At 62.4% G+C, this 11,523-nt stretch carries 11 protein-coding genes; 9 read left to right on the forward strand and 2 right to left on the reverse strand.

Features of this window, described 5'->3' with window-relative positions:
• Positions 1 to 35 precede the first annotated feature (35 nt).
• The 8 genes from AAFX91_RS17290 to AAFX91_RS17325 all read left to right on the forward strand — a co-directional run bounded on the left by AAFX91_RS17290 (position 36) and on the right by AAFX91_RS17325 (position 9,249).
• Positions 36 to 539, forward strand: a complete 504-nt coding sequence (locus AAFX91_RS17290) for a DUF4142 domain-containing protein (protein WP_245475793.1) — start codon at positions 36 to 38, stop codon at positions 537 to 539.
• Between the two features lie 496 nt (positions 540 to 1,035).
• Complete coding sequence (gene rnk, locus AAFX91_RS17295; RefSeq protein ID WP_394567224.1) at positions 1,036 to 1,434, forward strand: nucleoside diphosphate kinase regulator; 399 nt, start codon at positions 1,036 to 1,038, stop codon at positions 1,432 to 1,434.
• A 215-nt stretch (positions 1,435 to 1,649) separates the two neighbouring features.
• Entirely contained in the window at positions 1,650 to 1,835 is a 186-nt protein-coding gene (locus tag AAFX91_RS17300) for a hypothetical protein (protein ID WP_130225404.1), read from the forward strand.
• A gap of 281 nt (positions 1,836 to 2,116) precedes the next feature.
• Positions 2,117 to 2,407 carry a hypothetical protein gene (locus tag AAFX91_RS17305; RefSeq protein ID WP_130577919.1) on the forward strand — a complete coding sequence of 97 codons (291 nt, stop codon included), beginning with the start codon at positions 2,117 to 2,119 and terminating at the stop codon, positions 2,405 to 2,407.
• A 264-nt stretch (positions 2,408 to 2,671) separates the two neighbouring features.
• Complete coding sequence (locus tag AAFX91_RS17310) at positions 2,672 to 3,475, forward strand: MBL fold metallo-hydrolase (protein ID WP_394567225.1); 804 nt, start codon at positions 2,672 to 2,674, stop codon at positions 3,473 to 3,475.
• A gap of 218 nt (positions 3,476 to 3,693) precedes the next feature.
• Positions 3,694 to 5,964 carry a spermidine synthase gene (locus AAFX91_RS17315; RefSeq protein ID WP_394567226.1) on the forward strand — a complete coding sequence of 757 codons (2,271 nt, stop codon included), beginning with the start codon at positions 3,694 to 3,696 and terminating at the stop codon, positions 5,962 to 5,964.
• A gap of 93 nt (positions 5,965 to 6,057) precedes the next feature.
• Entirely contained in the window at positions 6,058 to 7,923 is a 1,866-nt protein-coding gene (htpG, locus tag AAFX91_RS17320; RefSeq protein WP_394567227.1) for a molecular chaperone HtpG, read from the forward strand.
• Positions 7,924 to 8,094: 171 nt separating this feature from the next.
• Positions 8,095 to 9,249, forward strand: a complete 1,155-nt coding sequence (locus tag AAFX91_RS17325) for a DUF3095 domain-containing protein (protein WP_394567228.1) — start codon at positions 8,095 to 8,097, stop codon at positions 9,247 to 9,249.
• 4 nt (positions 9,250 to 9,253) lie between these two features.
• On the opposite strand, the gene AAFX91_RS17330 is transcribed toward AAFX91_RS17325, so the two are convergent.
• A complete protein-coding gene (locus AAFX91_RS17330; RefSeq protein WP_394567229.1) occupies positions 9,254 to 9,694 on the reverse strand; it encodes a DUF2147 domain-containing protein in 441 nt (146 codons plus the stop codon).
• Positions 9,695 to 9,885: 191 nt separating this feature from the next.
• Complete coding sequence (locus tag AAFX91_RS17335; protein ID WP_394567230.1) at positions 9,886 to 10,413, reverse strand: GNAT family N-acetyltransferase; 528 nt, start codon at positions 10,411 to 10,413, stop codon at positions 9,886 to 9,888.
• Between the two features lie 262 nt (positions 10,414 to 10,675).
• Between AAFX91_RS17335 and AAFX91_RS17340 the strand changes: the two genes are divergently transcribed.
• Positions 10,676 to 11,272, forward strand: coding sequence for a superoxide dismutase (locus AAFX91_RS17340; RefSeq protein ID WP_028163018.1), 597 nt, complete (start codon positions 10,676 to 10,678; stop codon positions 11,270 to 11,272).
• The last annotated feature ends 251 nt before the right edge of the window (positions 11,273 to 11,523 follow it).

Genomic DNA, 11,523 nt, shown 5'->3' on the forward strand with positions numbered 1-11,523 from the left:
GCGTGCCGCCTGGCACGAGACAATCTGCACCTGGGATGCCGGCGCCACGCCAAACCAATCAGCCGGATCGCACCTTCATTCACGCCGCCGCAGTCGGAGGATTGGCTGAGGTGGAGTTGGGCAGGCTCGCGGCGCAGAGAGCAACGAGCCGCAGGGTCAGGGAATTCGCGGAGCGCATGGTCCGCGACCACAGCGCTGCCAACGACAGGCTGGGAACGCTCGCAAACACGAACGGGATTGCGCTGCCTGATAAATTCGACGAGGAACACAAGGCCATGCGCGCCAAGCTGGAGCAGTCGAGCGACGCGCAATTCGATCGTGCCTACATCGAGGGGCAAATTATCGAGCATCAGAAGACAGCCCAGCTTCTGGAATACGAGATCGGTTCAGGTGAGAACGCCGAACTGAAGAATTTTGCATCCGACCTCTTGCCGACTGTGCTGGATCATTTGCGGATGGCACAAACGATTTCCGCTGAGATGGCACATCAAGCCGCAACAGAGATGCCGCGAAAGGAGATGCCGCGCGAACGGCGCTAGCGACACTGGGATCGGAAAGTCACCTGTGGGGTTTCGATCCCTGCAACGGTACGCAATTTCGCGTCGGTACGCGAGGTGCGCGCTTTCGCCGCAATGGCGACGGTGCCATGTGGGGCTATGCTGAGTGCATTATGACATACGTTGTCGACATCGATCCGCGCATCGCGCGCATCTGTCTGCACGCCGGCCGCCTGCACGCAGGCACTTAGCCGGACGGCCGATCGAGCCGTCCGGGTTCTGTTCTCATCGATATCTCGAGTTCGTGGCTTCCGTGCAGGAGCCCGATTTACTTTGAACAGAAGGAACGTGCCGTGCCGCCCCCGTCAAAGACCGTCCACACCGCATCCGATGATCGCCGCCTCGAGCCCACGCGCGAAAGCGTGAGACAAGCCGAGTCGAATGTCGTGCCATTGTTCCGTGCGCCTGCGGCTACAAAAGATGATCCCGTCGACGACGACCCAGGGCCAACGGCTGCCTGAACGCCAAGGTGACAGCAATGAGCAAGAAGACCGAACCCGATCTGCCGCCGATCCTGGTGACAACGGAGGAGAAGCAGCGGTTGAGCGGGCTTGCCAACTCCAGCATGGAGCTTTTTCCGCGCGTGGCCTATTTCCTTGCGGGCGAGATGGAGCGCGCGAGCATCGCTCCTGACGACGCCGATTTGCGAGACGTGGTCCGCATGGGCTCCGAGGTCCGCTATCGTGACGACAGCACCGGCGAGGCGAGGGAGGTGGTGCTGGTCTATCCGCACGAAGCCGACATCTCGCGCAAGCGCATTTCGGTGCTGACTCCGGTCGGCGCCGCGCTGATCGGCCTGTCAGTCGGCCAGACCATCGAATTTCAAACGCCGGATCGCCGAACGCGAGCGCTGACCGTGTTGCGGGTTTCGCATTGAGCAGGAGCTTTGCGACCATGCGCGACCGTGTGTTTGAGCAAGCCGGGCTGATCGTGATCTGCATCACCATCGGCCTGATCGGGCTCGTCGGCGCTCTGGCTTACCTCGCGCGGCTGTTCATGTGAGTTCGGTGGCTGTTTGAGCCTGGTGGCCGGGTTCGATCCCTGCAACGGAACGCGTTATAATCGCGCGTCGCTGAAGGCGAGGCGCTTGTCATGACACAGTGGTACTTCGTCTGGATCGAAGGTCCGCGCGGGCCTGTGCCACAAAAGTGGTCTACGGAGGGACTTTGGGGGCAGGTCACCCGTCAGGACGTGATCGTGCGCTTTACGCTGACGGAACGCGAAGCGGCGCTATCGCTCGACGAATTGGCGAGGTTGCATCCTGTTCCCGAGGAGTGAACCTTGGGGAACTCGCGAATTTAATGCGAGCGCGGGGTTGAATAGGCGAGCTCGGACCCAATGTCCCGGACTTCACGTTCGTTGAAGCGCGGTCGAAACGGATCGTATTTGGCGAAGAGCCGGCGACAGGATGGCAATTCGAAGAAAATCATCCAGCGACGGCACAAGTGAAGCTCCAGCGCGTCGTCGTGTTGGCGGGATGACGTCCCGCAAATGCAGGCGGCCGCCTGCGGCTTAGGCCGTTGCGCGGTGCAACCCTCCAATCCAGAGGAGCGAGGAACATGAGACTGAACTCATCCCAGGTCGAGCGGGCCTTGAGCCAATTCGATGCCCACTGCCTTCCCGACGATCACCCGGCGGTCGCCCAGTTGAACCGCTTGTTCGGTGATCACACCTACTTCCTTGACACCAACGGGCTCAACGTTCTCGAGCCCAGCGAATCAGCGGAGACGGACACGCAGATCGGCAAGATCGTGAACCTCGCCCATTGGAGCGACGACACCCTGACGAATTTGATGCCGCACGAGCCTGAACCGACCGGCGTCATCGTCAGTCTTGGCTCCAAGCACTGATCGTTCCTGATTGACCATCGTGAAAGCCCGCCTCTGGCGGGCTTTTGTTTTGGTGCCCTTGTCACGGTGCTTTGGGTTCAGCCGGATAGACGCAGCGGAAGCCGATATGGACGAGATAGAGCGGGATGATTCTTCTTCGAATCATCCCGCTCTATCTTTTTGTTTGAGCATGATCTTTTCGGAAAACCGGTATCCACTTTTCCGGATCATGCTCTAGAACGCCGCATTGCATGCTATCTTGCGCCTCCAAATGGAGTGACCCTCATGCCAATCTGGACCTGCGAACAATGCGGCGCGCAGTTTTCCGAGAGCGCCAGTTCGCCGCCGTCCTGCCGGATCTGCGAGGACGAGCGGCAGTTCGTGAACTGGAACGGGCAGGTCTGGCTCAGTCGCGAGGAACTGGCCAAGCGCTATCGTGTCGTCTGGCGCGACGATCTTGGGCTCGTTGGCATCGCGGTCGAACCGCGCTTGGCGATCGGCCAGCGTGCGTTGCTGGTGCCGGATGGCGACGGCCTTGTGATGTGGGACTGCATCCCGCTCGCAACGCGAGAGGCGATCGACTACGTCAAGTCGCGCGGCGGGCTGAAAGCGATCGCGGTATCGCATCCGCATTTTTATGGGGCGGTGGCCGACTGGAGCGAGGCGTTCGGCAATGCACCGGTCTATCTACATGGCGACGATGCGCCATGGATCACGCGGCCGCATCCGTCGATCATGCCGTGGCGAGGAGAGGAGCTCGCGATTTCGGACGATCTTCGGCTGGTCCGCGCCGGCGGGCATTTTGCTGGCGCGAGCGTATTGCATTGGCGCACGGGCGCGGATGGCCGCGGCGCACTCCTGACCGGCGATGTGGCGCAGGTGGCGATGGATCGCCGTCACGTCAGCTTCATGTACTCCTATCCGAACTACACGCCGCAGAACGCGGTGGCAGTGCGCCGCATCGCGGAGGCGATCGCGCCGCTTGCGTTCGATCGCATTTACGGCGGCTGGTGGGGACGAAATATCGAGCACGACGCGAAGGCGGCGTTCGATGCGTCGGTCAGACGGTATCTCGATGCCATATCTTAAAGCCCCGTAGAGCATGAATCGCGCGAAGGTGGTGTTCCATTGACGTGGTCTTTGATCACATTAACGCCTTCTTAGAGCATCATCCGGACAACTGTGACCCAGTTTCCGAAAAGATCATGCTTAGACAAAGAGATAAGATCATGGTCCGACCAGCCTGATCGGATCATGATCTGAGTGCGCTTCTCCTTAGTGTGCACGCGTAAATTGTGGGGGCGTCAGTGTCGCTGTTGGAAAATCCTCCGGAACGAACGTTGCAGGCGCTCGGGCGCGATGTGGCCGAGACGAACGTTGCGCCGGTGCTTTACGCGACAACGCTGTTTGTTTCGGCGCTACTGTTGTTCTCGATCCAACCGATGTTCGCCAAGATGGTACTGCCGAAACTCGGCGGCGCACCCGCGGTGTGGTCGGTCGCGATGGTGTTCTTTCAGACCGTCCTCCTCGCAGGCTATGCCTACGCGCATCTGCTCGGCCGCGCCTGGCCGCCGCGTCGGGCCGCCTTGGCCCATCTTGCGCTCATCGCCGTCACGGCACTCACGCTGCCGATCGCGATCGCGTCCGGCTGGGGCGCGCCTCCGGCCACCGGCATCGCGTTCTGGCTGTTCGGGCTGTTCGCTGCCTCGATCGGTTTGCCATTCTTCACATTGTCGGCGAGCGCGCCACTGCTGCAAAGCTGGTTCGCCGCGAGCGGGCATCGGCAGGCCGGCAATCCCTATGTGCTCTATGCGGCCTCCAATCTCGGCTCGTTCGCGGCGCTGCTGGCCTATCCCGCGCTGCTGGAGCCGATGTTGACGCTGAAGATGCAAACGGCCGCCTGGTCGGTTGGGTTTGCGCTTCTTGCGCTGCTTATGGCCGCGGTGGCGCTGTCGGCCGGGCGCAGTGCGCCCGTCGCGGCCTCTGTTGTTCATCCGGGTGATGTTGCCGGAGTGACTGTTGCCGACCGTGCGCGCTGGATCGTGCTGGCGGCGATTCCGTCCGGGCTGGTGATCGCCGTGACGGCGCATCTGACGACCGATGTCGCGGCCGCACCGTTCCTCTGGGTGATTCCGCTCGCGCTGTACCTGCTCACCTTTGTTGCGGTGTTCCGCGAGCGGCCGTGGATCGCGCACTCAACTGTGGTGCGGCTGGTGCCGTTCGCAGTGATACCGCTCGCGGTCAACCTGATCGGCAACAGCAGCGCCTTTTGGGCGGTTGCGATTGTGCTCAACCTAGTTGCGTTCACGCTGCTGACGTTGCTGTGTCACGGCGAGCTCTATGCGCGCCGGCCCCATGCCCAGCGGCTGACGGAATTCTTCCTTTGTACGTCGTTCGGCGGTGTCATCGGCGGTGCCTTCGCTGGCCTGTTCGCGCCGCACATTTTCTCCGGTAATACAGAATATCCGATCCTGACCCTGCTGGCGCTGCTCGCCATTCCCGGCGCTTTTGCCGGCGGGCTGCGCAAGGCCTTGGTCGAAGCGTTGCCATGGTTGCTCGCGAGCGCGGCGCTGGGGATGATCTGGTACTTCGTGAGCTCCCAACGTCCGGCCGCGCTCGATCTGCCGATCCAAATAGGGCTGAACCTGCTGGCGGTCGTCATGCTGTTCCAACGACACAGGCCGATGAGGTTCTTCGGTCTTGCCGTGCTCGGTTTCATGTTGACCGCATTCTGGCGGCCAGGATTTGTGCCGGTCGAAACCGCGCGCAGCTTTTTCGGCGTGCATAAGGTGGTGGAGATAAACGACGGCAAGTTCCGGCTGCTCTCTCACGGCAGCACCATTCACGGCGCGCAGCGCCTGCGCAATGAGGATGGAACACCGGTCCAGGGAAAACCAGTCCCGCAAATGTACTATAATCCAGGTGGGCCGTATGCCGAAGCCATAGAGTCGGCGCGTGCCGCCCGCGGCGGATTCGACCGGGTTGCCGTCGTTGGTCTTGGCACCGGCACCCTTGCCTGCCACCAGAAACAAAAAGAACGATGGACTTTCTTCGAGATCGATCCGGAAGTTATTCGCATCGCGCGTGATCCGGCCCGCTTCGAGTTCTTGTCGCGCTGCGCGCCTGATGCCGAGATCGTGCTTGGTGATGCTCGTCTGACGCTTGCAGCCTCGCCCGACCGCTACGACCTGATCGTGCTGGACGCCTTCTCCTCGGATGCCATTCCTGCCCATCTTCTGACGCGCGAGGCTTTCTCCGCCTATCTCTCCAAGCTCACGCCGCATGGCGTGATTATCGTCCATATCACCAACCGGCATCTCGACCTTGCGCCTGAACTTGCCAACATCGCGCAGTCACAGGGGCTCGAAGCCTATTTTAAGCAGGATACCAGCGCCGATGATTTCGCGACGACGCTGAAAGCCAAGGTGCGCCTGGTGGTGCTGGCTCGCCAGCCGACGGATCTCGGCCGTATCTCCGAAGGCTGGACCCATTTGGAGCCGGACCCCTCGAGTGCGCTCTGGACTGACGATTATTCCAATATAATTGGCGCGATGCTACGGAAGAAGTTCGGCAGCTGATCCGTTCGGCGGTCGAGAGGAAGCGGCAAGACTTGATCCGTTAAATCATCACGCTATATCGACGTTTTCCCTTATCCTTGATCGGGCGAACGTATGACGAATAGCGATACTACCCCTGAATCCCAGCCGTTCCAGGCCGAGGTTGCCGAGCTCCTGCACCTGATGGTGCACTCGGTCTATTCGGAGACCGATATCTTCCTGCGCGAATTGATCTCGAACGCTTCCGATGCCTGCGACAAGCTGCGTTATGAGGCGATTGCCGCGCCGGAGCTGATCGCCGACGGCGCGCCGCCGAAGATCTGGATCAGGCCGGACAAGAAGGCCGATACGTTGTCCGTGATCGACAGCGGCATCGGCATGGACCGGCAGGAGCTGATCGACAATCTCGGCACCATCGCGCGCTCCGGTACCAAGTCGTTCCTCGCGCGGCTTGCTGAGGCCAGGGACGGCACCAACCTGCTCGGCCAGTTCGGCGTCGGCTTCTATGCCGCCTTCATGGTTGCCGACAGGATTGTCGTGATCAGCCGCCGCGCCGGAAGCGACCAGGCCTGGACCTGGACCTCGTCGGGCGGCAGCGGCTTCGAGATCGCGCCCGCCAGTGAGGAGGATGCCAAGCGCGTCACCCGCGGCACCGAGATCGTGCTGCATCTGAAAAAGGACGCCGCGAAATATCTCGAGACCTATGAGATCGAGCGCATCGTCCGCGCCTATTCGGATAACATCCAGTTCCCGATCGAACTGGTGCCGGAGGAGGGGGAGCCAAGCCAGATCAATTCCGCGAGCGCGCTGTGGCAGCGGTCGAAATCGGAACTCTCGGCGGAGGATTACAGCGAAGCCTATAAATCGATCGCCGGCGCCTTCGACGAGCCCGCGATGACGCTGCATTATCGCGCCGAGGGCCGGCAGTCCTATGCCGTGCTGCTGTTTGCGCCGTCGACAAAACCGTTCGACCTGTTCGAGCCGGCGCGCAAGGGCAGGGTGAAGCTCTATGTCCGCCGCGTCTTCATCGCCGACGATGCCGATCTTCTGCCCGCGTATCTGCGCTTCATCCGCGGCGTGATCGACAGCGAGGATCTTCCGCTCAACATCTCGCGCGAGATGCTGCAGAACAACCCGCAGCTCACGCAAATCCGCAATGCCGTAACCGGCCGCGTCATCGGCGAACTCGAGCGATTGGCGGATAAGGAGCCGGACGCGTTCGCCAAGATCTGGGATGCGTTCGGCCCGGTCCTCAAGGAGGGCCTGTGGGAAGATTACGAGCGGCGCGAGAAGCTGCTGGGCCTGTCGCGCTTCACGACCACTGCGGGCGAGAACCGCTCGCTCAAGCAATATGTCGAGGCTCTCAGGCCGAACCAGACCGACATCTATTATCTCACCGGCGAAAGCATCGAGCGGTTGAAGTCGAACCCGAAGTTGGAGGCCGCGCAAGCACGCGGCGTCGAGGTGCTCTTGCTCACCGATCCCGTGGATGCGTTCTGGACTTCGGCGCCGATCGATTTCGGCGGCAAGCCGCTGAAGTCGCTGAGCCAGGGCGACGTCGATTTCAGCCTGATCCCGCCTGTGGACGACAAGACCGACGAGAAAAAGGACGAGCCGGCCGCGGATGAAGCCACCACGATCGCCGCGATCAAGGAAGCGCTCGGCGAGCGCGTCGCCGACGTCCGCGCCTCGCAGCGATTGACCTCGAGCGCTTCCTGCCTCGTCGGCGGCGGCCGCGACCGCATGCTGGAGCGCCTCCTCGCGCAACAAAACCGCGGTTCGGTGACCAAGCCGATCCTCGAAGTCAATCTGCGCCATCCTTTGGTCGCCGCGATCGCGCGTGAAAAGGATGCGGCGAGGGATTTGTCGCTGCTCCTGCTCGAGCAGGCCCAGATCCTCGAGGGCGAGCTGCCGGAGGACCCGGCCGCCTTTGCCGGCCGTCTCAACCAGCTCGTGCTGCGCGGATTGGCAAGGGCCTAGCACTCGGTCCGTAGCCCGGATGAAGCGAAGCGTAATCCGGGGAGACAGACGCACCCGCCGTCCCGGATTACGCTGCGCTTCATCCGGGCTACGGGTCTGCATCGGGGCTACGCGCAACCGATCCCAAGACCGCCCGTATCTGCTAGACAGACGCCGAAAGCGGAGCGGTCCATGGCGACGGCAGGCGGCAGCGAGATCTTCTACGGCGGCATTCCGGTGTTCCGCGGCTTTGCGCGCCTGATGGAGCCGTCGCTGTATTCGCCTTTGCCCGACGATTGGAGCATCGGCGTCGCCGACATCGTGGAATCGACCAGGGCGATCGCCGCAAAGCGCTACAAGGCGGTCAACATGGCGGGCGCGGCTGTCATCGCCGGCGTTACCAATGCACTTGGTGGCCGCGAATTCCCCTTCGTCTTCGGCGGCGACGGCGCGAGCTTTGCTGTCGCGCCCGCCGATCTCGACGCCGCGCGCGGAGCGCTGGCAGCGACCACGACCTGGGTGAAGGACGATCTCGACCTCATCATGCGCGTGGCGCTGGTGCCGATCGAAGCAATCCGTGCGCAAGGCCTTGACGTGCGCGTCGCGCGCTTCGGGCCATCGACCAATCTTTCCTACGCGATGTTCTCCGGCGGCGGGCTTGGCTTCGCGGAAGGTGCGATGAAGCGGGGTGAATTTGCCGTCGCGCCGGCGTCGCCGGGCACGCAGCCCGATCTCAGCGGACTCTCCTGCCGCTTCGAGGAGATCCCTTCCGCGCGCGGCGTGATCCTGTCCGTGCTGGTGATGCCGGCGAAGGGCGGCGATCCGCATGCCTTCCGCAAGGTGATCGAGGAGGTCATCGCGCTCGCCGAGCAGAGTCCGGATGCTGGCCGTCCGGTGCCGTCAGGCGGACCGGCGCTACGCTGGCCGCCGCAGGGCCTCGACTTCGAGGCGCGTACCAAGCGCGGCGGTCCGCTGTTCGCGCGGCGCGTCCTGGTGCTCGCCGTCACGCTATGGGTCTACACCATCATGCGCTTCGGCATTTCGGTCGGCAAATTCGTGCCGAAGGACTATGTGCGGCAGGTGGTCGAGAATTCCGACTTCCGCAAATATGACGACGGCTTGCGGATGATCCTCGACTGCAGCGAGGAACTGGCGCAGGCGCTCGCCGGACGTCTCGCGCAGGCCTCGGCCAACGGCGTCGTGAATTATGGCCTGCACCGGCAGGATGCCGCGATGATGACCTGCTTCACCCCGTCGGCGATGCGCAGCGACCACGTGCATTTCATCGACGGCGCCCGCGGCGGCTACGCCTCCGCCGCGTCCGCCATGAAAGCGATGCAGATCTGAAGATTTAGCGTCCGACCCGCGTCCAGCTTTCGCCGCCGCAGAGCGCGCCGACGCAGCCCTCGACCCGTAGCGTGTCGGGGCCGGCGAGCGAAATGCTGCTCGCATAGGTGCCGCCGTCGTCGGCGTTGTAGATTTGGCCCGTCCACTTGCCGCCGGCCGGCCGCATGCCCGAGAACAGCGGCAGCCCGATGATCGGACGGGTCGTGAGCGCCGGATTCGGGTTCTTGTTGTCGACCTGCGGCCTGCCGGTCGCGGGGTCGATCGGCTCGCGCAGGGAGACGATCACGCCGCAAATCCCGCCGCTGCATTTGCTGATCTTGACGCGGGCGTCGCCCGCCTGCGTCTGCCAGGTGCCGGATGGATCGGCCGCGTTTTGCGCGCGCGCCGTCGGTGCGGCCAGTAATACCGCCAGCATCGCTGCGATGAGAGCTGATCTGCAAGCCATGATTCGTTCCCCAAAAAAGCACGCCTGCATAGCAACAAATCGGCTTTGTGCAATCTCACTTCCGCGCGTCGGTGCGCGATCATTTGCCCCAGTGATGCGCATGCGTCACTGCGTGGCCGCCCTGAAGATTGCCGGAAGATGATGTCCGGCATCTTACGGACGGCGCAAGCCACGCGCACCTCATGCAGGGATCACCACGGCAGGCCGCACAGGTCGATGGTCCCCGTATCAGGCGCGCGCTTGATGTCGAATACGAACGGCGTCATCGCGTCAAAGCGGACGCGTCCGCCCGGCTGCTCGCAATAGAGCTCGCCGGTGAAGGGCCTCCAGCCACGCGCCTGGTAGAACGCGAAATTGTGCGGCTCGCAGAACAACAGCATGAAGCGCGCCGCCTCATTGGCGCGCACGGTCTCGACCGCGGCGTTGAGCGCGATCGAGGCATAGCCGCGGCGCTGGCAGTCCTCGCGGGTGGCAACCCCGCCGATGCCGGCGATATGGATCTGGTGCCCGTTCCAGATGATGGTGCGGAAGTAGATGCCGACGTGGCAACCGACGCCGCCCTCAGGCGCGTCGATCAAGACGCGCAGGTCGGCACTAGCCCACTTGATATGGCCCCACGGCAATTTCGCGATCGCGTCGGGCGGCCAGACCGCCCGAAACAGCGGCTCGACCGTCTTCCAGGAAGCATCGCCGTTGAGGATTTCGATCTCGATGCTCACTTGAGTGCGTCCTTGCATTCCATTGGCGCGATCTTACTCGCACAAACGGGAAAACGCACCTGGGCCCGCGCCCCGCCGCTCGGAGTTGATCTTAAGCATTTCATTCCCAACAATATTTTGGAGTTGGTTCGTTGCGCTGACGTTTTGCAGATCGCCTGCAGGGCCTGCATGCCTGCGCCGAAAATGCGGTGTTTAACTGTGATGGAACCTTCTATAAGAGGTCTCCGTTAGTGTCGTCTCCCCTCATGTTGGACATCACACCATGACTTTCACGCTACCCGACCTCCCCTACGCCCACGACGCCCTGGCGCCCTACATGTCGAAGGAAACGCTGGAGTACCATCACGACAAGCATCATCAGGCTTACGTGACCAACGGCAACAACGCGATCAAAGGGACCGAATTCGAGGGCAAGTCCCTCGAGGAGATCGTGAAGGGCTCGTATAACAAGAACGCGGCCGTCTTCAACAATGCCGGCCAGCACTACAACCACATTCACTTCTGGAAGTGGATGAAGCCGAATGGCGGCGGCAGCAAGCTGCCGGGCCGTCTCGAGAAGAAGATCAACGAGGACCTCGGCGGCTTCGAGAAGTTCAAGGCCGATTTCGCCGCCGCCGGCGTCGGCCAATTCGGTTCCGGCTGGGCCTGGCTGCAGGTCAAGGGTGGCAAGCTCGAGATCTCCAAGACGCCGAACGGCGAGAACCCGCTGGTCCATGGCGCGGTCCCGATCCTGGGCGTCGACGTCTGGGAGCACTCCTACTACATCGACTACCGTAACCGCCGTCCCGACTATCTGAAAGCGTTCGTCGACAACCTCGTGAACTGGGACTACGTCGACGAACTGTTCGGCAAGGCGTGATCTTCAAATAGCGTCAATCATGCACGACGTCTCGACCCTCCCCTGAAAGGGGAGGGTCGGTTCGCATGTAGCGAAGCGTAATGCGAACCGGGGAGGGGTCAACTCTTTCCACTCGGGCATCGTCTCAGCGGAGAGACCTGACCCCTCCCCGCCGCTCATTTCATTCGCGTCGACCCTAGGCCGTGTGGACAGTTACCTTATCCAGAGCAGAGTGGCGGCAATGGCGACGACGGCGAAGTAGTTTCGCGCGG

Source organism: Bradyrhizobium sp. 31Argb, assembly GCF_043638955.1.
Classification (GTDB): domain Bacteria; phylum Pseudomonadota; class Alphaproteobacteria; order Rhizobiales; family Xanthobacteraceae; genus Bradyrhizobium.